At 74.6% G+C, this 26,596-nt stretch carries 23 protein-coding genes; 13 read left to right on the forward strand and 10 right to left on the reverse strand.

What is annotated here, in order from left to right; all coding sequences use genetic code 11:
- Position 1 precedes the first annotated feature (1 nt).
- Together ACYVM4_RS09960 and ACYVM4_RS09965 are read right to left on the reverse strand one after the other, a co-directional pair.
- Complete coding sequence (locus ACYVM4_RS09960; protein WP_460668428.1) at positions 2 to 1,384, reverse strand: 3-oxoacyl-ACP reductase; 1,383 nt, start codon at positions 1,382 to 1,384, stop codon at positions 2 to 4.
- 51 nt (positions 1,385 to 1,435) lie between these two features.
- Positions 1,436 to 2,809, reverse strand: coding sequence for an acetyl-CoA C-acetyltransferase (locus ACYVM4_RS09965; protein ID WP_460668429.1), 1,374 nt, complete (start codon positions 2,807 to 2,809; stop codon positions 1,436 to 1,438).
- Between the two features lie 69 nt (positions 2,810 to 2,878).
- On the opposite strand from ACYVM4_RS09965, the gene ACYVM4_RS09970 reads away from it, so the two are divergent.
- Entirely contained in the window at positions 2,879 to 3,646 is a 768-nt protein-coding gene (locus ACYVM4_RS09970; RefSeq protein ID WP_368820723.1) for a TetR/AcrR family transcriptional regulator, read from the forward strand.
- Between the two features lie 88 nt (positions 3,647 to 3,734).
- Positions 3,735 to 6,092, forward strand: coding sequence for an acyl-CoA dehydrogenase family protein (locus ACYVM4_RS09975; protein WP_460668430.1), 2,358 nt, complete (start codon positions 3,735 to 3,737; stop codon positions 6,090 to 6,092).
- 169 nt (positions 6,093 to 6,261) lie between these two features.
- Here the strand turns inward: ACYVM4_RS09975 and ACYVM4_RS09980 are convergent, their stop codons facing one another.
- The 7 genes from ACYVM4_RS09980 to ACYVM4_RS10010 form a co-directional block, all read right to left on the reverse strand.
- The gene (locus ACYVM4_RS09980; RefSeq protein ID WP_460668431.1) at positions 6,262 to 6,759 is read right to left on the reverse strand and encodes an SRPBCC family protein; all 498 of its coding nucleotides are present in this window, start codon (positions 6,757 to 6,759) and stop codon (positions 6,262 to 6,264) included.
- Positions 6,760 to 6,773: 14 nt separating this feature from the next.
- The gene (locus tag ACYVM4_RS09985) at positions 6,774 to 7,136 is read right to left on the reverse strand and encodes an ArsR/SmtB family transcription factor (RefSeq protein ID WP_368820726.1); all 363 of its coding nucleotides are present in this window, start codon (positions 7,134 to 7,136) and stop codon (positions 6,774 to 6,776) included.
- Positions 7,137 to 7,234: 98 nt separating this feature from the next.
- The gene (locus ACYVM4_RS09990) at positions 7,235 to 8,209 is read right to left on the reverse strand and encodes a hypothetical protein (protein WP_460668432.1); all 975 of its coding nucleotides are present in this window, start codon (positions 8,207 to 8,209) and stop codon (positions 7,235 to 7,237) included.
- A 115-nt stretch (positions 8,210 to 8,324) separates the two neighbouring features.
- A complete protein-coding gene (locus ACYVM4_RS09995) occupies positions 8,325 to 9,221 on the reverse strand; it encodes a PP2C family protein-serine/threonine phosphatase (RefSeq protein ID WP_368820728.1) in 897 nt (298 codons plus the stop codon).
- Positions 9,218 to 10,375 carry an adenylate/guanylate cyclase domain-containing protein gene (locus ACYVM4_RS10000; protein ID WP_460668433.1) on the reverse strand — a complete coding sequence of 386 codons (1,158 nt, stop codon included), beginning with the start codon at positions 10,373 to 10,375 and terminating at the stop codon, positions 9,218 to 9,220. Before ACYVM4_RS10000 ends, ACYVM4_RS09995 begins: the two co-directional genes overlap by 4 nt.
- A gap of 3 nt (positions 10,376 to 10,378) precedes the next feature.
- Positions 10,379 to 11,059, reverse strand: a complete 681-nt coding sequence (locus ACYVM4_RS10005) for a hypothetical protein (RefSeq protein ID WP_460668434.1) — start codon at positions 11,057 to 11,059, stop codon at positions 10,379 to 10,381.
- Positions 11,060 to 11,061: 2 nt separating this feature from the next.
- Positions 11,062 to 11,946, reverse strand: coding sequence for a biotin--[acetyl-CoA-carboxylase] ligase (locus ACYVM4_RS10010; protein ID WP_460668435.1), 885 nt, complete (start codon positions 11,944 to 11,946; stop codon positions 11,062 to 11,064).
- A gap of 210 nt (positions 11,947 to 12,156) precedes the next feature.
- On the opposite strand from ACYVM4_RS10010, the gene ACYVM4_RS10015 reads away from it, so the two are divergent.
- The 3 genes from ACYVM4_RS10015 to ACYVM4_RS10025 all read left to right on the forward strand — a co-directional run bounded on the left by ACYVM4_RS10015 (position 12,157) and on the right by ACYVM4_RS10025 (position 14,429).
- Entirely contained in the window at positions 12,157 to 12,459 is a 303-nt protein-coding gene (locus ACYVM4_RS10015; RefSeq protein WP_460668436.1) for a YciI family protein, read from the forward strand.
- Between the two features lie 159 nt (positions 12,460 to 12,618).
- Positions 12,619 to 14,202, forward strand: a complete 1,584-nt coding sequence (locus ACYVM4_RS10020; protein WP_368820733.1) for an acyl-CoA carboxylase subunit beta — start codon at positions 12,619 to 12,621, stop codon at positions 14,200 to 14,202.
- Positions 14,199 to 14,429 carry an acyl-CoA carboxylase subunit epsilon gene (locus ACYVM4_RS10025; protein ID WP_368820734.1) on the forward strand — a complete coding sequence of 77 codons (231 nt, stop codon included), beginning with the start codon at positions 14,199 to 14,201 and terminating at the stop codon, positions 14,427 to 14,429. Before ACYVM4_RS10020 ends, ACYVM4_RS10025 begins: the two co-directional genes overlap by 4 nt.
- A gap of 139 nt (positions 14,430 to 14,568) precedes the next feature.
- On the opposite strand, the gene ACYVM4_RS10030 is transcribed toward ACYVM4_RS10025, so the two are convergent.
- Positions 14,569 to 15,822 (reverse strand): MFS transporter, encoded by a 1,254-nt coding sequence (locus ACYVM4_RS10030; protein ID WP_460668437.1) that lies wholly within the window; start codon positions 15,820 to 15,822, stop codon positions 14,569 to 14,571.
- Positions 15,823 to 15,863: 41 nt separating this feature from the next.
- Between ACYVM4_RS10030 and ACYVM4_RS10035 the strand changes: the two genes are divergently transcribed.
- The 8 genes from ACYVM4_RS10035 to ACYVM4_RS10070 all read left to right on the forward strand — a co-directional run bounded on the left by ACYVM4_RS10035 (position 15,864) and on the right by ACYVM4_RS10070 (position 26,519).
- Positions 15,864 to 17,606, forward strand: a complete 1,743-nt coding sequence (locus tag ACYVM4_RS10035) for a DUF885 domain-containing protein (RefSeq protein ID WP_460668438.1) — start codon at positions 15,864 to 15,866, stop codon at positions 17,604 to 17,606.
- 73 nt (positions 17,607 to 17,679) lie between these two features.
- The gene (locus ACYVM4_RS10040) at positions 17,680 to 19,104 is read left to right on the forward strand and encodes a dicarboxylate/amino acid:cation symporter (protein ID WP_368820737.1); all 1,425 of its coding nucleotides are present in this window, start codon (positions 17,680 to 17,682) and stop codon (positions 19,102 to 19,104) included.
- 157 nt (positions 19,105 to 19,261) lie between these two features.
- Complete coding sequence (locus tag ACYVM4_RS10045) at positions 19,262 to 20,467, forward strand: transcriptional regulator (protein ID WP_460668439.1); 1,206 nt, start codon at positions 19,262 to 19,264, stop codon at positions 20,465 to 20,467.
- A gap of 133 nt (positions 20,468 to 20,600) precedes the next feature.
- Positions 20,601 to 22,148: an acetaldehyde dehydrogenase ExaC gene (gene exaC, locus ACYVM4_RS10050; protein ID WP_460668440.1), complete on the forward strand. Its 1,548-nt coding sequence runs from the start codon at positions 20,601 to 20,603 to the stop codon at positions 22,146 to 22,148.
- Positions 22,149 to 22,296: 148 nt separating this feature from the next.
- Positions 22,297 to 22,932 (forward strand): Maf family protein, encoded by a 636-nt coding sequence (locus ACYVM4_RS10055; protein ID WP_460668441.1) that lies wholly within the window; start codon positions 22,297 to 22,299, stop codon positions 22,930 to 22,932.
- 141 nt (positions 22,933 to 23,073) lie between these two features.
- Complete coding sequence (locus ACYVM4_RS10060; protein WP_460668442.1) at positions 23,074 to 24,867, forward strand: acetyl/propionyl/methylcrotonyl-CoA carboxylase subunit alpha; 1,794 nt, start codon at positions 23,074 to 23,076, stop codon at positions 24,865 to 24,867.
- Positions 24,868 to 24,886: 19 nt separating this feature from the next.
- Positions 24,887 to 25,801, forward strand: coding sequence for a thioesterase II family protein (locus ACYVM4_RS10065; RefSeq protein WP_460668443.1), 915 nt, complete (start codon positions 24,887 to 24,889; stop codon positions 25,799 to 25,801).
- 10 nt (positions 25,802 to 25,811) lie between these two features.
- Positions 25,812 to 26,519: a 4'-phosphopantetheinyl transferase family protein gene (locus ACYVM4_RS10070; protein WP_460668444.1), complete on the forward strand. Its 708-nt coding sequence runs from the start codon at positions 25,812 to 25,814 to the stop codon at positions 26,517 to 26,519.
- Positions 26,520 to 26,596 lie beyond the last annotated feature (77 nt).

A 26,596-nucleotide genomic window follows, 5' to 3' on the forward strand; every position in this document is an offset into this window, starting at 1 on the left:
CTCACGCCCCCACCAGGTTCTGGCCGCACACGCGCAGCGTCTGCCCGTTGACGCCGCCGGCGGCGTCCGAGGCCAGGAAGAGCACCGCCTGAGCCACGTCCTCCGGCAGCCCGCCCTGCTGCAGGGAGTTCAGCCGGCGCGCCACCTGGCGGCGGGCCGCCGGGATCCGGGCGGTCATCTCCGTCTCGATGAACCCGGGGGCCACGGCGTTGATGCTGCCGCCGCGCCGGGCCAGCAGGGGCGCGCTGGCGGCGACCATCCCGATCACCCCGGCCTTCGAGGCGGCGTAGTTGGTCTGGCCGCGGTTGCCCGCGACACCGCTCGTGGAGGCCAGGGAGACGATCCGCGGGGCCTCGCCGAGGCCCTCGCCCGCCAGGAGCTGCTCGTTCATCCGCAGCTGCGACTCGAGGTTCACGGCCAGCACCGAGGCCCAGCGGGACTCGTCCATGTTGGCCAGCAGCTTGTCCCGGGTGATCCCGGCGTTGTGCACCACCACGTCCAGGTGCCCGAAGCGCTCGCGGGCGAGCGCGAGGATCTTCTCGCCGGCGTGCGCGTCCGTGACGTCGAGCTGGAGGGCCACTGCACGGATCTCGTTGGCCAGCGCGGCCAGGGGCTCGCCAGCGCCGGGCACGTCCACGACGACGACGCGCGCGCCGGCGCCGGCGAGCGTGCGCGCGATCTGCGCGCCGATGCCGCGGGCCGCGCCGGTGACGGCGGCGACCTTGCCCCGCAGGGGGGCCTCCCAGTCCGCGGGCAGGGCCCCGGCGTCGTCGCCCACCGTCACGAACTGCCCGGAGACGAAGGCGCTGCGCCCGGAGAGCAGGAACCGCAGGGCGCCCAGCGCGCTGGGAACCTCCGGGGCGACGCCCTCGGCGAGCAGGACGCCGTTGGCGGTGGCCCCGCCGCGCATCTCCTGGGCGGTGGAGCGCAGGAGCCCCACGACCGCCTGGCGGGCCGCGGCGGCGGCCGGGTCGAGCGGCTCCGCCGCCGCGGGCGTCGCCGAGGCCGCGCCCGTGCCGATGCCCGGCGCGGGCCGGGACACCGTGACCACCCGGCCGCCGGGGGCGAGCGCGCGAAGCACCCCGCCCAGGCCGAGCGCGGGCTCGGCCAGGTCGGCGGGCCGGGCGAGCCCGGTCAGGACCAGCACGACCGCCCCGAACCGGTGGACGCCGTCGGGGTGGCGCCGCACGTCGAGGTCCCAGCCGAGCAGGGCCGTGGCGATCCGGTCGGCGTCCTCCCCCCGCCCCAGCACGAGGACCGGGCCGGGCACGAGCGGGTCCCCGGCGCGGTGGCGGCGCAGTCGGGCGGGAGCGGGCAGCCCGAGCTGCCGGGCGAGCCGGCCGCCGGGGCCGGAGCTGACGAGGTCGAGATAGGTGTCTGCCATGGGGGTGAGGTCCTTGCTGTGCGGGTCGGCGGGGCGGTCGGGAGGGTAGGGTCAGCGGGCCTCGAGGACCGCGGTGACGCCCAGGCCGCCGGCGGCGCAGACCGAGATGAGCCCGCGGGCGGGCCGGCCGGTCTCGTCGGCGCGCTCGCGCAGCAGCTTCGCGAGGGTGCCGACGATGCGCCCGCCGGTCGCGGCGAAGGGGTGCCCGGCCGCGAGGGAGGAGCCCGTGACGTTGAGCCGGCTCCGGTCCACGGTGCCGAAGGCGCCGGCCAGGCCGAGCCGCTCCCGGCCGAACTGCTCGTCCTCCCACGCGGCGAGGGTCGCGAGCACGGTCGCGGCGAACGCCTCGTGGATCTCGACGAAGGCGAAGTCGTCGAGAGCCAGGCCCTGGCGGGCCAGCAGGCGGGGAACGGCGTAGGCGCCGGCCATCAGCAGTCCCTCGTCGCCGTGCACGAAGTCGACGGCGGCCGCCTCGACGTCCACCACGTCGGCGAGCACGGGCAGGGAGCGCTCCGCCGCCCACTCCTCGGAGGCGAGCAGCACGGTCGAGGCGCCGTCGGTGAGCGGCGTGGAATTGCCCGCCGTCATGGTCGGCTCGGCGTCGAGAGACTTCCCGAACACCGGCTTGAGCCCGGCGAGCTTCTCGACGGAGCTGTCCGGGCGGAGGTTGTTGTCCCGGGACAGACCGCGGAAGGAGGTGACGAGGTCGTCGAAGAACCCGCGCTCGTAGGCGGCCGCCAGGTTGCGGTGGCTCGCAGCGGCGAGCTCGTCCTGGGCCTCGCGGGAGATCTCCCAGCGGGCGGTGGTGAGGGCCTGGTGCTCGCCCATCGACAGCCCCGTGCGCGGCTCCCCGGTGCCGGGGGCCACCGGCTTGAGGTCGGCCGGGCGCAGGCCCGCGAGGGCCCGGAGCTTCTGCTGGGTGCTCTTGGCCCGGTTGAGCTCGAGCAGGGTCCGGCGCAGCCGCTCGCTCACCACCACGGGCGCGTCCGAGGCGGAGTCGACGCCGCCGGCCACGGCCGAGTCGATCTGGCCGAGCCGGATCTTGTTGACCAGCGTGGAGACGGCCTCCATGCCCGTGGCGCAGGCCTGCTGCACGTCGAAGGCGGGGGTGCGCGGGTCCAGCACCGAGCCGAGCACGGACTCGCGCGTGAGGTTGAAGTCCTTGGGGTGCTTGAGCACGGCGCCGGCGGCGACCTCGCCGATCCGCTCCCCGGCGAGGCCGTAGCGGGCGGCGAGTCCGTCGAGGGCGGCGGTGAGCATGTCCTGGTTGCCCGCGTTCGCGTAGGCGCCGTGCGCCCGGGCGAATGGAATGCGGTTGGCGCCGACCACGACGGCGCGGCGGGCCACGCCGGTGCGCCCGGCGCCGCTGGGGGTCGTGTGCTCGGCGGTGGGCTCGACGGTCTGCTCGGGGGTGGACTCGCTCACAGGGAACTCCTCGGTGGTGTTGTGATGATGGTCACGTCACGAACGACAATACCTGATACTCTGGGTATCGTGAAACAGGTCGATGCCACTGACTCCGCCGCCCCGGGCGGCACGCCCGCCACGGACGGCCGCTCCTCCCGCTGGGCCCGGCACCGTGCGCAGCGGCGGATCGAGCTCATCCGCACGGCGCGCAGCGCCGTGGACGAGCTCGGCGCGCAGGCGTCCATGGAGGAGATCGCCACCGCGTGCCAGACCTCCAAGTCCGTCTACTACCGGTACTTCGGGGACAAGGCCGGGCTGCAGCGGGCGGTCGGCGAGTACACCGTGACGCGGATGCGCGACCGGCTCGAGGAGGCGGCCCGCGCGGCGGGCTCCTTCGAGGACTCGGTCGAGGCGATGGTCGCGGAGTACCTGCTGAGCATCGAGCGCTCCGCGTCGGTGTACCGCTTCGTCGTGGCCCTCTCCCCCGACCCCGGACGCTCCCGGCACGACCGGCACCGGGCCGAGCGGGCCCGCGGCGAGCACAAGGAGGACGCCCCCGCCGAGGACGGCGGCGAGCGCTGGCTGATCCAGGAGTTCACCGAGTCCGTCAGCGGGCTGCTCGCGGAGGCCCACGTGCGCCACACCCCCGCCGAGCGCCGGCTGGAGGAGCCGGTCCTCAGCTACTGGGCGGCGTCCACGATCGGCATGGTGCGCGGCGCCGGCGAGGCCTGGATGAACACCCCTCAGGGCACGCAGCGCCCGTCCCGCGAGCGGATGACCGAGCTGATCGTGGGCTGGGCCGTCGACGGGCTGCGCCCGCCCGGCGCGCCCGTGCCGGAGCAGCCGCCCACCTGACCACCCCCGGGCCGGCGCGGACCCCGGCCGGCCCCGACCACCCCGTGACCGCACCGGCCACCGCCGGTCACCCACGACAGGAGCGACCATGACCACCACCGTCGACCGACCGACCACCGCCGGACCCACCGCCGGACCCACCACCGCGGACGACGCCGGGCTCCCGGCCCCCGCCGTGGACGTCGCCGCCCTCGGCGAAGTGCTGCTCGGGCGCTGGGCCGAGGTCCGGCGCGAGGCCCGCCGGATGCTGCTCGACGAGCGGCTGCACCAGCAGCCGGACCTCGGCTACCAGGAGCACCGCGAGCGCGTGCTGGGCCAGCTGCACCTGCTGGTGGAGCACGGCGCGATGAACCGCGGGCTGCCGGAGGAGTACGGCGGGCACAACGACCCGGGCGGCAACGTCTCGAACTTCGAGGAGCTGCTGCTCGGGGACCCCTCGATGCAGATCAAGGCCGGCGTGCAGTGGGGCCTGTTCGGCTCCGCGGTGCTCAACCTCGGCACCGAGGAGCACCACCGGCGCTGGCTCGCGGACATCCGGGACCTGAAGATCCCGGGCGTGTTCGCGATGACCGAGATCGGCCACGGCTCCGACGTCGCCTCGATCGGCACCACCGCCACGTACGACCCCGCCACGGAGGAGTTCGAGATCCACACCCCCTTCACGGCGGCGTGGAAGGACTACCTCGGCAACGCCGCCGTGCACGGGCGCGCCGCCGTGGTCTTCGCCCAGCTCGTCACGCTCGGCGTGAACCACGGCGTGCACGCGTTCTGGGTGGACCTGCGGGACGAGGACGGGAACTTCCTGCCCGGCGTGGGCGGCGAGGACGACGGCCACAAGGGCGGGCTCAACGGCATCGACAACGGACGGCTGCACTTCACCCGGGTGCGGGTCCCGCGCACGCACCTGCTGGACAAGTACGGGGCCGTGGCCGCGGACGGCACCTACAGCTCGCCCATCGCGAGCCCGGGCCGCCGGTTCTTCACGATGATCGGCACCCTGGTGCAGGGCCGGGTCTCCCTCGACGGGGCGGCGGTCCTGGCGAACAAGGCCGCGCTGACCATCGCGATCCGCTACGGCAGCGAGCGCCGCCAGTTCAACGCGTCCTCCGACATCCAGGAGGAGGTGCTGATGGACTACCAGCAGCACCAGCGGCGGCTGCTGCCGCGACTGGCCGAGACCTACGCGATGCACTTCGCCCACCAGGAGCTGCTGCACAAGTACGACGACGTCTTCTCGGGCCGCGAGGACACCGACGAGAACCGGCAGGACCTCGAGACCCTCGCCGCGGCCCTGAAGGCGCTGTCCACCTGGAGCGCCCTCGACACCGTCCAGGAGTGCCGCGAGGCCTGCGGCGGCGCGGGGTTCCTGACCAAGAACCGGCTCACCTCCCTGCGCCACGACCTGGACGTCTACGCGACGTTCGAGGGCGACAACACGGTGCTGCTGCAGCTCGTGGCCAAGCGGCTGCTGTCCGACTGGGCGGACGAGTTCAAGCACGTCGACGTGGGCGTGATGGCCCGCTACGTGGCGGGCCGGGCCACCGAGGCCACCTACCACCGGTCGGGGCTGCGCAAGCTCGGCCAGGCCTTCCGGGACACCGGGGACGTGCGCCGCTCCGTCAACGCCCTGCGCGAGGAGTCCGCGCAGCGCGCGCTGCTCACGGACCGGGTGCAGACCATGGTCGCCGAGATCGCGGAGAGCCTGCGGCCCAGCGCCAAGCTCCCCCGGGCGGAGGCCGCGGCGCTGTTCAACGACAACCAGTACAAGATCATCGCCGCGGCGCGCGCCCACGCGGAGCTGCTGCAGTGGGAGGCATTCACCCGCGGCCTGGAGCAGGTCGAGGACCCGGGCACCCGCACGGTGCTGACCTGGTTGCGCGACGTCTTCGGGCTGCGGCTCATCGAGAAGAACCTCGCGTGGTACCTCTCCTACGGCCGGCTGTCCATGCGGCGTGGGCGCAGCCTCGACGAGTACATCGACCGGCTGCTCGCCCGCCTGCGCCCGCACGCGCTCGACCTCGTGGCCGCGTTCGAGCTGGAGCCGGAGCACCTGCGGGCCGAGATCGCCACGGGGGTCGAGGCGCGGCGCCAGGAGGAGGCCGCCGAGCACTACCGGCGGCTGCGCGCCTCGGGCGGCGCCCCGGTCAAGGAGCGCGCCCCGCGCAGGGAGTCCGCCACCCCCGCCGCCGGAGCGCCCGGCGAGAAGGCCCCGGAGGACGCGAAGAGGGAGCGCCGGGCCGAGAAGCAGGCGGAGCGGCGCACGGAGCGCCGGGCCGAGCGCAAGCACGAGCGCCGGCTCGAGCTCAAGCCGCTGAAAAAGGCGGCGCAGCGGGCCGCGGCGTCCGGCGGGCCGTCCGCGGAACCGGCCCGGGAGTCCGCCGAGGGCCCGGAGCGCTCCCCCGGCACCGACGCCGCCGCGGGCACTCCCGTGCCCCAGGACGCCTGACCCGCCGGTCCGCTGTCACCGGGCACCGGCGACGCCGCCCCGCAGGTCCCGGGGCGGGGTCGTCGTCCGGTCCCGCGCCGCGAACGGGAGACGCCCGGGCGCGGACGGGCCGGCCGTGGACCGACCAGCCGATGACCGCCCAGCCGTTGACCGCTCAGCCGTTGACCGCTCAGCGGGAGACCGCACCGGCGAGGAGGGCGTCGATCTGGCCCATGGCCTCCCGCATGCCCTCCTCCATGCCCATCGCGGACATCTGCGCGAGCTGGTCCGCGCTCTCGAAGGTCGAGACCGTGGTCATCCGCGTCCGGCCGTCGACGGCCTCGAAGGTCACGACGCCGTGGGTGGCCCCGAGGGTGGGGTCCGGCTCGCCGTCCTCGCCCGCGAAGCCGTCGTCGAACTCCAGCCGGTGCGGCGGGTCCACGGCCGTGACCGTCCACCAGCCCCGGGCCTTCTCCCCGTCCGGACCGGTCATGTAGTAGCGGCACCGCCCGCCCTCGGAAAGCTCGTGCTCCTCGAAGGTGGCGGGCCACTCGGGCGGCCCCCACCAGCGCTCGAGCTGGCGCGGGTCGGCCCAGACCTGCCAGACCCGCTCGACGTCCGCGGCGAACTCCGCGACGAACGTCAGGGTCAGCGTTTCCGTGTCCTTGTGCACGTCGATGACCGGCATGTCCTGCTCCCTTCCTACTGGGCCCCCCGGTCCCCGGGGGGCACCTCCTCGGCGAGGAGGTCCTCGATGACGCGGGCACGCCCGCGCCAGATCTGCTCGTAGTCCTCCAGGAGCCCCGCCGCCCGGCGCAGCGCGGTCACGTTGCCGTGCACCACCTGCTCCCGGCCGCGCCGCTCCTTGGTGACCAGCGTGGCCCGCTCGAGCACCGCCACGTGCTTCTGCACGGCCGCGAAGCTCATCCGGTAGCGCCCGGCCAGCGCGGAGACCGACTGCTCCTGCCGGAGCACCCGCGTCACGATGTCCCGTCGCGTCGTGTCCGCGAGGGCCTGGAAGATGCGGTCGACCTCGTCGTCCGCCAGCTCATTTCGTACAACCATTTGGTTGTATGTTAGGCCGTCCAGCGTCCCGGGACAAGAGGTCCGCGCCGGTGGGCGGACGGTGACCTCCATGGCCTCGGAACCGGTCCGGGCTCCGCTCAGTAGAGGCCCGCCGTGCCGGTCAGGTGGCGGTACAGGCCGTGGGCCACGATCGTGTTGCCCAGCGCGTTCAGGTGCCGGCGGTCCGCGGCGACGACCGAGCGCGGGGGCAGCCCCAGGCCCAGCCACCGGCGGTCCGCGGCCGAGGCCCCGATCCGGTGGGGCAGCAGACCCGGCAGGGACCACAGACCGGGATCCCGCAGGTCGGCCATCGTGTCGTAGAACCGGCCGCCGTACTCGGCCCGGTGGGCCGCGTTCACGCCGCGCACCTGGTCCCACCCCGCCGTGCCGGGCCGGTCCGCCGCGGTGTGCCACTGGCCCATCACCACGGACGTGTCCGGTTCGACTTGCCACGCCGCACGGGTGTCGGCGAGGACCTGGTCCGGGTCCTCGATGTTGTTCTTGCCCGTCCACAGCAGGTGGACGTGGCCCCGGTGCCGCTCCTCCAGCGCCGTGCGCCACCGCGCCGCCGACGCCGGCGCCACCTCGAGCTGGGCCCCGGGGACCGCGCGGCGCAGCACCACGTCGCCTCCGTCCCGCCCCACGGCCTGGATCGTGCACGGGAGCCCGGAGACGGTGCCCGGGATCGGGAGGTGGGCGCTCGGCACCCGGCCGTCCACCGTGGGCACGACCAGCGGCCCGTGGGCCGGGATCCGTCCGACCCCGAAGCCGGAGCCCAGCCGCGGCAGATAGGGGTGGGCGCTGCTGCGCATCGACAGGGTCTGCCAGGACCGGTCGCCGCTGACCGCGCGCGAGGTCCCGGGCGCCTCCAGCAAATGCGAGAGCAGGTCGTCGATGCGCACCGCGGGGAAGCCCCGCGGGCGGTCCGCGTGGAGCGCGCTGGCCGCCGACGAGGAGCCCCACAGCACGAACGGGCGCCGGCCCGCGGAGGGCTCGGCGAGGGAGCCTCCGAAGGCCCCAGAGGCGGCGAGGACCAGGCCGGAGAGGACGAAGGAGCGGCGCGAGAGAACCATGTTCTCAAAGGTAAACAGGGCAGGTGGGGGCGATGCCGATGTGACGGATCATGAGGCCACCCTCTTCTGGGGACGGCGCCCCCACTTCGGGGACGCGGGGCCCGCGGGGCGCGGCTCAGAAGCCGGGGGCGTACTCCCCCGGCCGCACGGCGTCGGCCACGATCACGGTGACGTTGTCCCGCCCGCCGGTGCGCAGCGCGGCCTGCAGCAGGACGTCGGCCGCCTCCTTCGGGTGGGACACCGCGGCGAGCACCCGGGCCATGTGGGCGGGGCTCAGCTCGTTGGTCAGCCCGTCCGAGCACAGCATCAGCCGGTCCCCGTGCCGGGCGGGGAGCACCCACACGTCCGGCTCCCAGACCTGGCCGGTGCCCAGGGCGCGGGTGATCACGTTGCGGCGCGGGTGCACGAGCGCCTGCGAGGCGGTGAGCTGCCCGATCGACACGAGGTACTGCACCTCGGAGTGGTCCACGGTCAGCTGCTCGATCCTGGGCCCGCCCTCGCCCTCCCCGGCACGACCCCCGGGCTGGGGCGCGACCAGCCGGTAGGTCCGGGAGTCGCCCGTGTTGAACACGACCCACAGCATGCGCCCGTCGATGCGCAGCAGCCACACGCCGGTGACGGTGGTGCCCGCCCGGCCCTCGACGGCGTGCTGGATGTGCTGGTCCGCCTGCCACAGCACGGAGCGGACGCGGCGGACGGCCTCGATCGCGTCGTCGGGGATCTCCGGGTCCAGGCGCAGCTCGCGCTCCACGGTCGCGCGGAACCGGACGATGTCCCGGGGCGGCTCCGGCTCGAGGACCTCGAAGGACCGGAAGTCCTCCATCTGGAAGAGGGGGGACGCCCCGAGGGTGCGCACGCACAGGGCGCTCGCCACCTCGCCGGCCTCGTGCCCGCCCATGCCGTCCGCCACGGCGCACATCGCGGCCGTGACCACCAGGGCGTCCTCGTTGGACTCCCGGCGCAGGCCCCGGTCCGTGGACGCGCCCGCGCGGATGACGAGGGGTGCGCTCATTCGAAGTCGACCTCCAGCCCGGGACCGGCGCCCTGGGAGAGCGCGACGGGCTGGACGTCGCCGAAGCCCCGCACGTTGCGGGTGGGCTGCGGCAGGAGGATGAAGCGGTCGTCGCCGGAGAGCACCGCGGCGGTCGAGGCGTCCACGAGCACGGAGCCCGGCTCGGTCAGCGACACGAGCCGGGAGGCGAGGTTCACCGTGGGCCCGTAGATGTCCCCGAGCCGCGGCAGCACGCGCCCCCAGACGAAGGCCACGCGCGCCTGCGGGAGCTCGGGGTCGTCGCGGATGGCGCGGGCCAGGGCCAAGGAGATCTGCGCCCCGCCCTCGGGGGTCTCGGCGAGGAACATGACCTCGTCCCCGATGGTCTTGATGAGCCGGCCGGCGCCCACGGCGATCACCTCCGCGCAGCGGTTCTCAAAGCGCTGCACGAGGTTCGCCAGGGTCCGTTCGTTCATCTGCCGGGACAGCGAGGTGTAGGAGACCAGGTCCGCGAAGCCCACCCCGCGGGCGAGCGGAAGGATGGAGGCCGCCCCGTCGTCGGACGTGGGTCCGGTGGCGGTCGAGCCGTCCGGGCGCTCCACGCGCATCGCCAGCCGCTGCACGGCGGCGTTCATCTGGCGCCGCCACGAGTAGACCAGGAGGTTCTCGATCGCGTCGATGAGGGCGGGGAGCAGGTGCAGCAGCTGCCGCCGGGCGGCGGCGTCGGTCATGCCCCGGTGGACGACCATGTCCTCGACGAGCGCCTCGACCTGCCACACCACCATGCGGTCGGTCATCTGCCCGATAGAGCGCACCAGGGACAGGGCCGCCTCCTCGGTGACCTTCTCCTCGAGCACCATGGTGGACAGCACCCGGAGGGCCTCGGAGTCCTGCTCGGTGAACCAGAGGTCGTCGTCGGTGAGGTTCGGGAAGCCCAGGGCCCGCCACACCTTCCGCGCCGACAGCAGGGACAGCCCGCCCCGGCGTGCGGCCTCCCGGCGGCGCAGGTCGCGCTCGGAGCCCAGGAGGGTCTGCTCGAGGGCCTGCACGGCGGCCTTGGACTCGTCCGAGCGGTAGAGGTTGGCCTGGACGGGGTTGTGCAGGTTCAGGTTCAGCTGTGCCGTCTGGGGGCCGAGCTCCGGCTCGCCCTGGGTCTCCGGGTCCTCACTCGCCACACGTCACTCCTGTTCCTGGTGGACGCCCCGCCGGCTCCACGGCCGGCGCGGGGCGACGGGCGGGCCCGGGCGTGGCGCCACGACCGCGTCGCGGTCCACTCTAGTGGGACGCGGCCACGGCGCGCCCCCGCCGGATCCGGGATCCCCGGCCCGGCCGGCGCCGCCGCGCGCAGCCCACTCGTCCTCCGCGGCCCGGCGGATCAGCCCGGCCAGGCGTTGCGCCTCCGGGGCGTTCTCCAGGCGCAGGCCGCCGAAGGGCCCGAAGTCGGCCACGACGCGCCCGTCGTGCCGGCCGAGGGCCGGGCTGCGCCGGCGATCCACCGAGACCCGGCGCAGCTGGTGCAGGGGCAGCGACACGGTCCTCCGGGCCCCGCCGGGGCGCAGCAGCACGAGGTGACGGGTGGTGAGCACGTAGCGGGTGCGCCACCAGCGCAGGAGCGGGCGCAGGCAGCTGCGGAGCACCACCCAGCCGGCCGCGACGACCAGGGTGAGCTCCACCCCGGCGTGCACCGTGGTCCACGGCTCCGCCACGGGGCGCCAGCGCAGCTCGAGGGCCCGCTGGGCGAAGGACAGCGCGAACACCGTGAGCAGCAGCACCAGGAAGGGCCGGGTCAGCCGCGCGCCGTGGGCCCGCGTGGACACGAGCACGCGCTCGCCGGGCTGCAAGGCGGGACGGGCGGGCACGCTCAGTCCGTCCCAGGGGCGTCCGGGGCCGGGCGCAGGTGCACCACGTCGCCCGCCGTCACCTCGCGCCGGATGCCGCCGGCCTCGCGCACCAGCAGGCCCCCGTGCTCCCCGAGGCCCGTCGCGGTGCCCGTGACAGGGGCGGCCCCGCCGGGCAGCTCGGCGCGCACCGGGCGGCCGAGGGTCTCCATCCGCTCGGTGATCCGGGCGCGCAGCGCGCCGCCGGGGCGCACGGCGGCGGCCGGGTCCGCGCAGAACTGCCGGTAGAGCGGGACGTACGCGCCCAGCACGGCCTGCAGGACGGCGGCGCGCTCGACCTCGCGGCCGGTGGCGCGCCGGACGGACGTGGCCGTGTCCACGGGCAGCTCCTCCTGGGCGACGTTGATGCCGGTGCCGAGGACCACCGCCGGCGGGCGCTGCTCGTCCAGGACGAGACCGGCGAGCAGGCCGGCCACCTTGCGCCCGTCCACCAGGACGTCGTTGGGCCACTTGATCCGCGCGCCCGCCGCCGCGAGCCCGTCCAGGGCGTCGACGACGGCGGCGGCCATCAGGAGGGTCAGCCACGGGAAGTGCTGGGTGGGCAGCGGCCGGCCGCGCTCGTCGGCCGGCCGCAGCAGGACGCTGAAGGTCAGCGCGGTGCCGGGCTCGGTGGTCCACACCCGGTCCAGCCGGCCGCGCCCCGCGCTCTGGTGACCGGTGAGCACGAGGGACAGATCGGTCCACGGCCGGTCCGGGCGGGGCCCGCGCGCCTGCCGGGCGACGGCGGCCGTCAGGTGCTGGTTCGTGGAGCCGACCTCGTCGAGGACGTCGATCCGCCCCAGGCCGAGGTCCGCCAGGGCCGCGATCACGGCGGGGGCGCGCAGGTCGTCGGCGCAGGGGTCGGGCACGGTTCTCCTCTGGTCGGTCGTCGCGGTCCGGTCGTCGCGGTCCGGTCGTCACGGCCGGTCGTCGCGGTCCCGGGCGGACGGTGCTGTCCGGGCGGGCGCCGTCCGCGTAGTGTTCGGACCACATCCACAGTAGTAGCCCGCTTCCCCGGGAACCGGCTGGACGGTCCCGTCCGGCCGGGCGGGGCCGCGGCACGACCCTCAGGAGCCATCGTGAGCGCAGCCGAGAACAGCACGACGTTCGCCGTCACCTACGTCTACGGAGGTCCCGCCGACGTCCTGGCCGCGCGCCGGCCGGAGCACCGGACGTACCTCGGCGGCCTCGTGGAGCAGGGGCACCTGCTCGCGTCGGGTCCGTTCGACGACGACGGCGCGCCCGGCGCGCTGCTGGTGTTCGCCGCCGAGGACCCCGCGGAGGTCGAGCGGCTCACCGACGAAGACCCGTTCGTGCGCCACGGGGTGGTCACCGAGCGGACCGTCCGCCCCTGGAAGGTGGTCCTTGGCCGCGTCGGCTGAGCACCGCGCCGGTGCCCCCCGGCACCGGGCACGGAATTTGTAGGAGTTCTACAACAGAGGCCCCCGCGGCCGCGGACTAGAGTGAGCAGGTCCCCTGACCACCCCGGACCGGACCGATCGGCCCGCCGGGCCGGCCGCGTACCAGACCACGAGGTGCCTGTGACCCACGACCTGACGACCACCGCCGGCAAGATCGCCGACTTCCACGACCGGAAGGCCCGCTCCGAGGCCCCCGCGGGCCAGGCGGCGATCGAGAAGCAGCACGCCCGCGGGAAGAACACCGCCCGCGAGCGCGTGGAGATGCTCCTGGACGAGGACTCGTTCGTGGAGTTCGACGCCCTGGCGACCCACCGCTCGACCGCCTTCGGGATGGCGTCGAAGAAACTGCCCGGCGACGGCGTGGTCAGCGGCTACGGCACGGTAGACGGGCGCCTCGTGGCGGTCTACTCCCAGGACTTCGCGGTGTTCGGCGGGTCGCTGTCCCAGGTCAACGGGGAGAAGATCGTCAAGGTGCAGAAGTTCGCCCTGCGCAACGGCTGCCCGGTCATCGGGATCAACGACGGCGGCGGGGCGCGGATCCAGGAGGGCGTGGCCTCCCTGGCCATGTTCGCGGACATCTTCAACATGAACGTCCGCTCCTCCGGGGTGGTCCCGCAGATCTCGCTGATCATGGGCCCGTGCGCGGGCGGGGCTGCCTACTCCCCGGCCCTGACCGACTACATCGTGATGGTCGACAAGACCTCGCACATGTTCATCACCGGTCCGGACGTCATCAAGACGGTCACGGGCGAGACGGTGGACATGGAGACCCTGGGCGGGGCGCGCCAGCACAACACGACCACGGGCACGGCCACGTACCTCGCCGAGGACGAGCAGGACGCGCTGGACTTCGTGCACGAGCTGCTCGAGTTCCTCCCGGCGAACAACCTGCAGGAGGCGCCCCTGGTGGACCACGACCAGGAGGACGAGGTCACGGACGCCGACCTCGCCCTGGACACGCTGGTCCCGGACTCCGCCAACCAGCCGTACGACATGCGCGCGGTGGTCGAGGCGATCGTCGACGACGGGCACTTCCTGGAGATGCAGGCCCTCTACGCCCCCAACGTGATGATCGGCTACGCCCGTGTCGAGGGTCACACCGTGGGCGTCGTGGCGAACCAGCCCCTGCAGTTCGCCGGCACGCTGGACATCGCGGCGTCCGAGAAGGCGGCCCGGTTCGTGCGCCACTGCGACGCGTTCAACGTCCCGATCCTCACGCTCGTGGACGTGCCCGGGTTCCTGCCCGGCACCGACCAGGAGTTCAACGGCATCATCCGGCGCGGCGCCAAGCTGCTCTACGCCTACGCCGAGGCGACCGTCCCGCTGGTCACCCTGATCACCCGCAAGGCCTACGGCGGGGCCTACATCGTGATGGGCTCCAAGAAGCTCGGCGCGGACATCAACCTCGCCTGGCCCACGGCGCAGATCGGCGTGATGGGCGCCCAGGGCGCCGTGGAGATCCTCTACCGCCGGGACCTCAAGGCCGCCGCGGACAACGACGAGGACGTCGAGGCGCTGCGCGCCGACCTGGTGCGCAAGTACGAGGAGAGCCTGCTCAACCCGTACCAGGCCGCGGAGCTGGGCTACGTGGACGCGGTGATCTCCCCGTCCGAGACCCGGGTGCAGGTGCTCAAGGCCCTGCGGGCCCTGCGGGACAAGCGCGCGACGATGCCCACCAAGAAGCACGGGAACATCCCGCTGTGACCCCCCGCGAGCCCGTCGAGGGCACCCCGTCCCTGTGCTTCACGGCCGGCAGCCCCACGCCGGAGGAGATCGCCGCCGTCACGGCCGTCCTGCTCGCGCGGCAGGACGCGGGCGAGGCCGACGCCAAGGGCTCCCCGGGGCGCCGGGACCAGTTCCGCCGGATGCGGCTGGGCCTGCGGCTGCGCCCGGGCCGCGGCGCGTGGCGGCGGACCCGGCCGGAGGAGTGACCCGGCAGGCGGAGTGACCCGGCAGGGGGCAGCCCGGTGGAGTCGGTCCCCGTGGATCGGGCGCGGCGGGACGGTGACTCCGGGTGAGCGACGTGCGGTGCGGGGCCGCGCGGCCGGGTGCTGACCAGCTGGTCGCCGCTCACGGCTCCCGGGGGATCCGCCGCGAGACGACGAGCGCCACCGCGATGCCCGCGAGGGCGAGCACGGCCGTCACCGCCCACGTCAGGTCCCAGCTGCCCGTCGCCTGCGCGACCGACGCGACCGCGGGCGGGCCGGCGAACTGGCCCACGGCGTTGAACTGCTGGCCCAGCCCCAGCGTGGTGGCCACCGTGGTGGGCGTGGGCGCGACCCGCATGAGGCTCGCGATCGCCGTCGTCGGCACCACTCCCCCCACGGCGGAGAAGACGAGGACCGCGCCGTACCGGGTGCCGAAGCGCACCTCCTCGTCCAGCAGCGGGGCGAGCCCGAACGCCACCACGGCGGCCAGTCCCAGCACGGCGAAGCCCGTGCACCACAGCACCACGGGGCGCACCCCCCGCTGCAGGGCCCGGCCCGCCCCGAGGTTGCCCACCGCGTTGACCCCTGCGGCGAGCGCGCTGAGCCCCGCTGCGGCGCCCGCGGCGATCCCGGCCTCGGCGTACATGGAGGGCAGGAACTGCACCACCCCGTTCCACTGGGCGGTGTAGAGCCCGAAGACCAGGGCCACGAGCCACGGGCCGGGCGCGCGGAGGGTCAGCCCGAGGCGCTGCCGCACCCCGTGCACCGCCACGTGGGCCGGGTCCGGCGGGAGCACGACGAGCACCAGCAGGCCCAGGAGCGCGGAGCCGGCCGCGGCGGCCGCCCACCAGGTGCGCCAGCCGAGGGCCTCGCTGAGCAGTCCGCCGAGCAGCAGGGAGAGGGCCGCGGCGACCGGGATGTGGCAGCCCCACAGGCCCACCAGCAGCGACACCCTGGCCGGGGCCACGGTGCGCCGGATCAGTGCGGGGGCGCAGATCGACACGAGCATGAACCCCACGCCCTCCAGCACCCGGGAGCCCAGCAGCGGGCCGTACCCCGTGGAGAGCAGGCCCGTCACGGAGCCCGCGGTGAGCAGGCCCAGCCCCAGCACCAGCCCCCGGCGCAGGCCGATGCGGTCCCCGAACAGGCCCACCACCACGCCCAGCAGCATGCCGGCCACCTGCACGGTGGAGAGCAGGAAGCCGCCCTGCACCAGGCTCTGGCCGAGCTCGGCGGAGAGCACGGGCAGGGCCGGGGAGAGCTTCCACACGTGCAGGGCGCCCACCACCCCCGCGACCACCACGAGCAGGGCGGGCCCGGTCCCGGCGGCGCCCGAGGGCCCGGCCGGGACGGTGGCGGCAGGCGCGGAACCGGCAGGCGGCACAGGGGCTGACATGCTCCGCAGTCTAGGGAGCACCCGGCACTACTGTGACGTGCATGACCGATGAACGGCCCGATCCCCCCTCCACCAGCGGCGCCGGGCCCTCTCCCCTCGGCACCGGCCGTCGCGAGCCCACGGCCGTCGACGCCGTGGCCGAGCGCTGGTTCGCCCGCGCCATGGAGCTGGACCCGGCCCAGGCCACCGTGCACGGCTTCCCGGGTCACGAGACCGAGTACCGCGACTTCGGACCCGAGGGCCTGGAGGCCCGGGCGGACGCCACCCGCCGGACGCTGGCCGAGCTCGAGCGCGCGGCCCCGGCCGACGACGTCGACCGGATCACCGGCCACGCGCTGCGCGAGCGCCTCGGCCTGGACCTCCTCCTGCACGAGGAGGGGCTGCGGGGCTGGGAGGTCAACAACATCTCCTCACCGGTCCAGGAGATCCGGGAGGTCTTCGACGACCTGCCCCGGGGCACCGCCGAGGACTGGGCGCACCTCGCCGGCCGGCTGCGCGCCGTCCCCGCCGCCGTGGACTCCTACGTCCTGGGCCTGCGCCACGCCCGCTCCCTCGGCCGCTCGGCCTCCGGGGCGCAGCTGCGCAACGCGGCCCGGCAGTGCACCGGCTACGCGGCGCGCCGCGGCTTCTTCGACCGGCTGGCACGCGACCCCCGCGTCCCGGAGTCGCTGCGGCAGGAGGTCGCGGAGGCGGCCGAGACGGCGCGGCACGCCTACCAGGGCCTCGCCGCCGTGCTGGGCGAGGAGCTCGCCGCGGACGCGCCCCGCACCGACGCGGTGGGCCCCGACGTGTACACGCTGCGCCTGCAGGAGTTCCTGGGCGCCGTCCTGGACCCGGCCACGGTCTACGCGTGGGGCGTGGAGCAGCTGCGCACGATCGTGGCGGAGCAGGAGCAGCTCGCCCACCGCATCGCCCCCGGCGCCACGGTGGCCCAGGCCATGGCGGCCCTGGACGCGGACCCGGCGCGGCAGCTGCACGGCACCGACGCGCTGCAGGCCTGGATGCAGGACCTCTCCGACGCCGCCGTGGACGCCCTCGCGGACACGCACTTCGAGCTGACCGGTCCCATGCGCCGGCTCGAGTGCCGCATCGCCCCGACCCACGACGGCGGGATCTGGTACTCGATGCCCAACGCCGATTTCTCCCGCCCCGGGCGCATGTGGTGGTCCGTGCCGGAGGGCACCGCGACCTTCACCACGTGGCAGGAGACCACGACCGTCTACCACGAGGGCGTCCCCGGTCACCACCTGCAGTTCTCCACCGCGCTCGCCAACTCGGGGGAGCTCAACCGGTGGCGGCGCATGGGCGTGTGGGTCTCGGGGCACGGGGAGGGCTGGGCGCTGTACGCCGAGCGGCTCATGGAGGAGCTGGGCCACCTGCAGGACCCCGGGGACCGGATGGGGATGCTGGACGCCCAGCGGCTGCGGGCGGCGCGGGTGGTCTTCGACGTCGGCTTCCACTGCGGCTACCGCGTGCCCCCGGAGCTCGGGGACGCCCTCGGCGGGGCCCGCCCCGGCGAGGGCTGGACGCCCGAGGACGGCTGGCGGTTCCTGCGCTCGAACATCGTGATGGCGGACCCGATGCTGCGCTTCGAGTGGATGCGGTACATGGGCTGGCCGGGGCAGGCGCCGTCCTACAAGGTGGGCCAGCAGCTGTGGGAGCAGGCGCGGGAGGTGGCCCGCGCGGCGGCGGGCCCGGAGTTCCGGCTCAAGGACTTCCACACGCGCGCCCTGCGGGTCGGATCGGTGGGCCTGGACACCCTGCGGTACGCGCTCGACCTGTGAACTCAGTCATAATGGCGTCACATTTCGTCATCGTCATTGGGTGTTGTATATTTCCGCGCTCTATCGTGGGCACATGATTTCCGCAGAAAGCACTCGCCGGCTGCCCCGATGGACGACCTCCTTCGGCCCGCAGATCGTGCTCGCCCTTCTCCTGGGCGTGGTCCTGGGCACCGTCGCCGACACCCTCGGCGGCGACCCCGACACCGACCCCAACTGGTTGATGACCGCGCTGGACACCATCGGCACCAGCTACGTCAGCCTGCTCAAGGCCGCCGTGGTCCCGCTCATCGTGACCGCGGTGATCTCCTCGATCGCCAACCTGCGGGAGGTTTCCAACGCCGCCCGGCTCGCGTGGAAGACGCTGCTGTGGTTCGGGATCACGGCACTGATCGCCGTGACGGTCGGCCTGGTCCTCGGGCTGGTCGTCCAGCCCGGGGCGGGCAGCGGCGCCGCGGCACCCGCCGAGGCGTACACCGGGACGCAGGGCTCGTGGCTGGGCTTCCTCACCGGCCTCGTCCCCGCGAACTTCCTGGGGCTGCAGGTCTCCTCCACCGTCGTCGACGCGGAGACCGTGACGACGGCGGCGAACTTCAACGTGCTGCAGGTGCTCGTGGTCTCGGCGGCCGTCGGCATCGCCGCGCTCAAGGTGGGCGCCCCCGCCGAGCCCTTCCTCGCGGTCGTGCGCTCCGCCCTGGCGATCGTGCAGAAGGTCGTCTGGTGGATCATCCGGCTCGCCCCGCTGGGCACGCTCGGGCTGATCGGCCGGGCCGTGTTCGAGTACGGCTGGACCTCGATGGGCGGGCTCCTGGCGTTCGTCGCCACCGTCTACGCCGGCCTGCTGTTCGTGGCCCTCGTGGTCTACCCGGCGCTGGTCAAGGCGCACGGGCTCTCCGTCAGGCAGTACTTCTCCGGCGTGTGGCCGGCCGTGCAGCTGGGCTTCGTCTCCCGCTCCTCGGTGGGCACCATGCCGCTGACGCAGCGCGTCACCGAGCGCAATCTGGGCGTGCCCCGCGCCTACGCGTCCTTCGCCGTGCCGCTCGGCGCGACCACCAAGATGGATGGCTGCGCCGCGGTCTATCCCGCGATCGCCGCCCTGTTCGTCGCCCAGTTCTACGGGATCGACCTGGACGTCACCCACTACGTGCTCATCGCGCTCGTGTCCGTGCTGGGCTCCGCGGCGACCGCCGGCACCACGGGCGCCACCGTGATGCTCACCCTGACGCTGTCCACGCTGGGCCTGCCGCTCGACGGGGTGGGGCTGCTGCTGGCCGTGGACCCGATCATCGACATGGGCCGCACCGCGCTCAACGTGGCGGGCCAGGCCCTGGTGCCCACGATCGTCGCCCACCGCGAGGGACTGCTGGACCGCGGGCTCTACGACGCCCCGCGCTCCGGCGACCCGTTCGTGCCCGAGGACGCGGCTCCCGAGGCCACGGGCCCCGCCGGGTCCGGCACGGAGCCGCACCTGGGAGACGCCCCGGCGGCCGCCGGCCGCTGAGCCCCGGCGCCGCCGTCCGCACCGCGAGGGGCGGGGAACTGCGAGAATGCTCGACGCATTCCGGCAGTTCCCCGCCCCTCGCCGTTGCCGGACGCGTCACGGGCTACCCTGGGACGGGCACGAGAGCTGGAGCACAGCACGGGACAGGAGGCGGCGCGTGGGCGCACCGGCGGACGGACCGACGACGACGGACCCGCTGCTGCGCCTGTCCTGGGCCCGGTCCCTGGACCACCTCTCGGCGCCGGAGCGCTGCGCCCCGCGGGTCGTGCTGGACGGCTCCGACGTCCGGGAGGCCCGCTCCCCGCTGCGGCTGCTGATGCCCGTGCTCGACGAGCTGCTCACCCCGCTGGCCGAGGACACCGGACTGGTCGTGGCCGTCACGGACCCGCGCGGCGTGATCCTGCGGGTCCGGGGCAGTGCCGCGACGCGGCGGCGCGCCGAGGCCATGGGCTTCGTCGAGGGCGCCGACTGGTCCGAGCCGGCCGTGGGCACCAACGCCCCCGGCACGGCCCTGGTCCTGCGCCGGCCGGTGACCGTGCACCGCGAGCAGCACTTCTACCCCGAGGCCCGGCCCTGGTCCTGCACGGCCGCCCCGCTGCTGCACCCCGTCACGGGGGCGCTGCTCGGGGCGGTGGACCTGACGGGCGGGGACGCCGCCGCCGCCACCACCACCCGGGCGCTGGTCGGCGCGGCGGTGCGCGCCGCCCGGGCCGAGCTGGCCCTCGCCCTGCGCACCGCCGGCCGCTCCGAGGCCGCGGCGACCCCGGCCGCCGCCCCCGCCCACGGCGCGTTCCTGCGCGTGCTCGGCGACGCCCCTCCGGCGCTGGTGCTCGACGGGCGGACCCTGGAGCTCACCGAGCGCCACGCCGAGATCCTCCTGGCCCTGTCCCGCGCCGGCTCCGGGCTGTGCACCGCGGAGCTGTCGGAGCAGCTGTGGGCCGGCCGGGCGCAGGAGACCACGGTGCGCGCCGAGGTCCTGCGGCTGCGCCGGCTGCTCGAGTCCCGTGGCGGCCCGGCGATCGCCTCACGCCCCTACCGGCTCGAGACCCCCCTGCCCTCGGACGCGGGCCGGGTGCTCGAGCTGCTCGCCCGGGGTTCGCACCGGCGGGCGCTGCGCGAGTACACCGGGGCGCTGCTGCCGCACTCCGAGGCGCCGTCCCTCGTGGCGCTGCGCCACCGCCTCACCGGGCTCCTGCGCGAAGCCGTCCTGACCGACGGCTCGGCCGAGGCCGTGCGCGAGTACCTCACCCTCCCGGAGGCCGCCGACGACGCCGAGGCCTGGGCGCTGCTGCTGCGCCTCCTGCCGCCCCGCTCCCCCGCCCGGGCGGCGGCCGTGCTCGAGCTGGAGCGGCTGCGCCGCTGACCGGGCCCGGCGCCCGGTGCAACGTGCGTGCAACGGGGCCCGGCCTAACGTGATGTGCATCACCTCACGGCGCGGGCCGGGTCCGGCCCGCGCTCGTGACACCCGCACCGTCACGCACCAGGAGCACGTCACCATGAGCGTTGAAACCCAGTCCCTCACCACCGTCTACGCGCAGCCGGGCACGGAGGGCTCGAAGGTCTCCTTCAAGCCCCGCTACGAGCACTGGATCGGCGGGCAGTGGGTGCCGCCCGTGAAGGGCCGGTACTTCGAGAACATCTCCCCGGTCAACGGCAAGCCCTTCACCGAGGTGGCCCGCGGCACCGCCGAGGACATCGACGCCGCGCTCGACGCCGCGTGGGCCGCCGCCCCGGCCTGGGGCAAGACCTCGGTCGCCGAGCGGGCGCTGGTGCTCCACCGGGTCGCCGACCGGATGGAGCAGAACCTCGAGATGCTCGCCGTGGCCGAGACCTGGGACAACGGCAAGCCCGTGCGCGAGACCATCAACGCGGACATCGCCCTGGCCATCGACCACTTCCGCTACTTCGCCGGGGCCATCCGCGCCCAGGAGGGCACCCTCTCCCAGCTCGACGACAACACCACGTCCTACCACTTCCACGAGCCCCTCGGCGTGGTCGGCCAGATCATCCCCTGGAACTTCCCGATCCTCATGGGCGTGTGGAAGCTCGCCCCGGCCCTGGCCGCGGGCAACGCCGTGGTGCTCAAGCCGGCCGAGCAGACCCCGGCCTCGATCATGGTGCTCATGGAGCTGCTCGCGGACATCCTGCCCCCGGGCGTGGTCAACGTGGTCAACGGCTTCGGCGTGGAGGCCGGCAAGCCGCTGGCCTCGAGCCCGCGGATCCGCAAGATCGCCTTCACCGGTGAGACCACCACCGGCCGGCTCATCATGCAGTACGCGTCCCAGAACATCATCCCGGTGACCCTCGAGCTGGGCGGGAAGTCCCCGAACATCTTCTTCGAGGACGTCGCCGCAGCCCAGGACTCCTTCTACGACAAGGCGCTGGAGGGCTTCGCGTTCTTCGCCCTCAACCAGGGCGAGGTCTGCACCTGCCCCTCGCGGGCCCTGATCCAGGGCTCGATCTACGACCGGCTGCTCGCGGACGGCGTGGAGCGCGTGAAGGGCATGGTCCAGGGCAACCCGCTGGACCTCGACACCCAGGTCGGGGCGCAGGCCTCCAACGACCAGCTGCAGAAGATCCTGTCCTACATCGACATCGGCAGGCAGGAGGGCGCGAAGGTGCTCGTGGGCGGGGAGCGCAACGTCCTGGACGGCGACCTCGCCGAGGGCTTCTACGTCTCCCCCACGGTGTTCGAGGGCGAGAACTCGATGCGCATCTTCCAGGAGGAGATCTTCGGGCCCGTCCTGTCGGTGACCCGGTTCACCGACTACGCCGACGCCATGGCCACCGCCAACGACACCCTCTACGGCCTCGGCGCCGGGGTGTGGGCCCGCAACGGCAACCTCGCCTACCGCGCCGGCCGCGACATCCAGGCCGGGCGCGTGTGGGTGAACCAGTACCACAACTACCCCGCCCACTCGGCGTTCGGCGGCTACAAGTCCTCCGGCATCGGCCGCGAGAACCACCTCATGATGCTGGACCACTACCAGCAGACCAAGAACCTGCTGGTCTCTTACTCCGAGGACGCCCAGGGCTTCTTCTAGGCCGCAGCGGCCCGCCCCGGGGAACCGGGTGACCGCAAGGGGTCGCGTCCTGCCGGTGGGAGAACGTCTCACCAGCAGGACGCGACCCCTCGCGCGTGGGCGGGACGGAGCGCGGCCCCCGCGCCCGCGGCCTGCGTATCCTGGGACGGTGACTCCCCGCCTCGTCCTCGCCTCCCGCTCCCCCGCCCGCACCAAGCTGCTGGCCGACGCCGGGATCGGCCACGACCGGCTCGTCTCCGACGTGGACGAGGACGCCGTGGTCCGGGAGCTCGGGGTGACCGGCGCGGAGGAGACCGCGATGGTGCTGGCCCGGGCCAAGGCGGAGTCCGTGGCGGCGCTGCCCGAGGCCGCCGGCGCCCTGGTGGTGGGCTGCGACTCGGTCTTCGAGCTCGACGGCGAGGTGCACGGCAAGCCCCTGGACGCCGCGACGGCGACCGCCCGGATCCGGGCCATGCGCGGGCGCTCGGGGGTGCTCCACACGGGCCACTGGCTCGTGGACACCCGGAGCCCGGCCGACGGCGGGACCGGCTGGAGCGGCGGCGCGGCCGCCCGCGCCGAGGTGTTCTTCGCGCAGATGTCCGACGACGAGGTCGCGGCCTACGTGGCCACCGGCGAGCCCCTGGAGGTGGCCGGGTCCTTCACCATCGACGCCCTCGGCGCGGCGTTCGTGGAGCGGGTGGAGGGCGACGTGCACGCCGTCGTCGGTCTGAGCCTCAGCACCCTGCGCACGCTGCTCGGACGGGTGGGCGTGGGCGTGCCCCAGCTGTGGACGGCCCGCCGCTGAGGACCCCCACCGCGGGAGCGGCCGGCGCTTTGTAGGACTCCTACAGAAACGGCGACGCATTTCGGGTCCACCGCCGGGTGGTTGGGCGATTGCTCGCGGCGGGGAATACAGTGCATCGGAGGATTCGACAAGGAGTGAGACGTGACCGGTAAGAACCCCGCGGACGGCGCCATCCGCCCCATCACCAAGGTGCTCGTCGCCAACCGCGGCGAGATCGCGGTGCGCGTGATCCGCGCCGCCCGCGACGAGGGCATCGCCTCCGTGGCCGTGTACGCCGACCCGGACCGGGACGCCCTGCACGCGCGCACGGCGGACGAGGCGTACGGGCTCGGCGGGTCCACCGCCGCGGACTCGTACCTGGTGATCGACAAGATCCTCGACGTCGCCGCCCGCTCGGGCGCCGACGCCGTGCACCCCGGCTACGGCTTCCTGTCCGAGAACGCCGACTTCGCGCGGGCCGTGCTCGAGGCCGGGCTGACCTGGATCGGGCCCCCGCCCGCGGCCATCGCCAAGCTCGGCGACAAGGTGGCCGCCCGGCACATCGCGGAGAAGGTCGGCGCCCCGCAGGTCCCCGGCACCACCGACCCCGTCACCTCGGCCGAGGAGGTCCTCGCGTTCGCCGACGAGCACGGGCTGCCCCTGGCCATCAAGGCCGCCTTCGGCGGTGGTGGCCGCGGCATCAAGGTGGTCCGCGACCGCGACGACATCCCGGAGTTCTACGAGTCCGCCGTGCGCGAGGCCACCGCGGCGTTCGGCCGCGGCGACTGCTTCGTGGAGCGCTTCCTCGACGCCCCGCGGCACGTCGAGACCCAGTGCCTGGCCGACGCCCACGGCAACGTCGTCGTCGTCTCCACCCGGGACTGCTCCCTGCAGCGGCGCAACCAGAAGCTCGTGGAGGAGGCGCCGGCGCCGTTCCTGTCCGAGGAGCAGAACCGCCTGCTCTACGCGTCCTCGAAGGCGATCCTGCGCGAGGCCGGCTACCAGGGCGCGGGCACCTGCGAGTTCCTGGTGGGCCGCGACGGCACGATCACGTTCCTGGAGGTCAACACCCGCCTGCAGGTCGAGCACCCCGTGTCCGAGGAGGTCACGGGCATCGACCTGGTGCGCGAGCAGTTCCGGCTGGCCCGCGGCGAGGCCCTCGGCTACGACGACCCGGAGGTCCGCGGCCACTCGATCGAGTTCCGCATCAACGGCGAGGACCCCGGACGGCACTTCATGCCCTCCCCCGGCACCATCGCCGCCCTCGACCTGCCCGGCGGTCCCGGCGTGCGCGTCGACTCCGGCGTGCAGGCCGGCGAGACCGTGGGCGGGAACTTCGACTCGATGCTCGCCAAGCTCATCGTCACCGGGGCCACCCGGCAGCAGGCGCTCGAGCGCTCCCGCCGGGCGCTGGCGGAGCTGCGGATCGAGGGCATGCCCACCGTGGTCCCCTTCCACCGCGCGGTGGTCGCCGATCCTGCGTTCGCCCCCGCGGACGGCACCGCGTTCTCCGTGCACACGCGGTGGATCGAGACCGAGTTCGACAACACCATCCCGCCGTTCGAGGGCGTCCCGCAGGCCGGGCCCGAGGCGGAGGAGCGCCAGGCGATCGTCGTCGAGGTGTCCGGCAAACGCCTCGAGGTGGTCCTTCCCGCGCTGTCCGGCACGGCCAAGCCCAACGGGACCGCAGCGAAGCCCCGCAAGTCCCGCTCGGCGCGCGGCGGCGGCACCCCGGCGGCGAGCGGCGACAGCCTGAGCTCCCCGATGCAGGGGACCATCGTGAAGATCGCGGTGGACAACGGGGACGAGGTGGCCGAGGGCGATCTCGTGCTCGTGCTCGAGGCCATGAAGATGGAGCAGCCGCTGACCGCCCACAAGTCGGGCACGGTCTCAGGGCTCTCCGTGAGCCCCGGCGACACCGTCTCCGCCGGCGCCGTCCTGGCGACCATCTCCTGACGGGGGCGGTCCGGCCCCGATGAGCACCCGACCGACCGGCTCCCCCGGGCGCTGCCTCGTGGACCTCTCCGCGCAGGACCGGCTGCGCACCGGCGCCCCCGCCCGGGCGCCGCGGCTGCGGGTGCTGTGCTGCCCGCCCTCGGGCGCGGCCGCGGGCTACTGGCGGTTCCTGGTCCGCGAGGACGTGCACGTGCTCGGCGTCCAGTACCCCGGACGGGAGAACCGCTTCCGGGAGCCTGCGGCCCCCTCGGTCGCCGCTCTCGCCGCGGAGGCGGCCGAGGCGGTCGCCGCGGCCCCGTGGGCGTCGGCGGAGACATCGGCCGTCACGTCCTCGGGGGCGACCGTGGAGTCGTCCGCGGCGACGTCCACCGCATCGTCCCCGGGGGCGTCCTCGGACGTCCCGCTCGTCGTGCTGGGCCACAGCATGGGCGCGTCCGTCGCGGCCGAGCTCGCCTCGCTCCTCGAGCACCGGGAAGGGATCCGGGTGTCGCTGCTCGCGCTGTCCGCGAAGTCCGCGCCGGGCGCCGTGGACGTGGCGAACGACGGGGACGAGGACCTGCGGGCCGGGCTCGACCCGCAGGACCCGGGCGCGGACGAGGCGCTCGCCCGGTGGCTGCGGCAGCTCGGCGGCACCCCGGAGGCGGTGCTCGCGAACCCCGAGCTGCTGGCCCTGCAGCTGCCCGCCCTGCGCGCGGACCTGCTGGTCTCGATGGCCCACGACCGGCTGCCCGCCCCGGTCGCGGCGCCCCTCCTGCTGCTGCGCGGCACGGAGGACCACACCGTGGACGACGCCGGCATGGACGCCTGGCGCCCGGTCAGCACCGGACCCGTGCAGCGGCGGGAGTACCCGGGCGGCCACCACCCGCTCGCCGGGAACCGGCACCGCCTGCTCGAGGACCTCGAGGCGTGCGCCGCTCCCGGCCGGTCCCGGTGAGCCCGTCGTCGTGACGAAGGTCCCGCCGAGCGTGCCCGGCGTGGTCGAGCTGCCGGTGGCGGGCGCCCCCGCGGACGTGAGGGTGGTGCTCGCCCGCGTGGCCCCGCTGGCCGGCTGGGCGGAGTCGGTCCGGGACTGCCTGGACGACGAGGAGCGGGCCCGGGCCGCGGCGTTCCGCCACGAGACCGACCGGCGGCGGTTCGTGGTCGCCCACTGCGTGCTGCGCCACGTGCTCGCCGCCCGCACCGGCGCGGCCCCGGCCTCGTTGCGCCTGGGACCGCCCGTCCCCGCCCGGGGGTCCCGGCCCAAGCCGCGGCTCGAGGACCACGCCCTGCGCTTCTCCCTCTCGCACAGCGGCGACCTGGTGCTCGTGGCCACCGCCGAGCGCGAGGTGGGGGTGGACGTCGAGCACCTCCAGGACCCGGTCGCCGCCGAGCAGGTGCTCCCCCTGCTCCACCCCGCCGAGATCGCCGCCGTGCAGGTCCTGCCCCCCGCGGACCGGCCGGCCGCCGTGACCACGGTGTGGGCGCGCAAGGAGTCCCTGCTCAAGGCCATGGGCTCCGGACTGTTCCGCGACCCCTCCGTCGACGAGGTCGGTGCTGGTCCCGTCCCGGGGCGGCCCGTGGCCGGGTGGCGGATCCTGGACCTGGATCTTCCACCGGCCCCCGGCCCGGCCGGTGAGGTGTCGCGGGCGGCGCTGACCGTCCGCGTCCCGTGACCGTCACCGCGTACAACCACCGGTGGACTGGATTTCTCCAACCGGAGGCGGACTACAACGTCTGACCCGTCGGTCAC

The sequence above is a fragment of the Kocuria himachalensis genome (genome assembly GCF_054784195.1).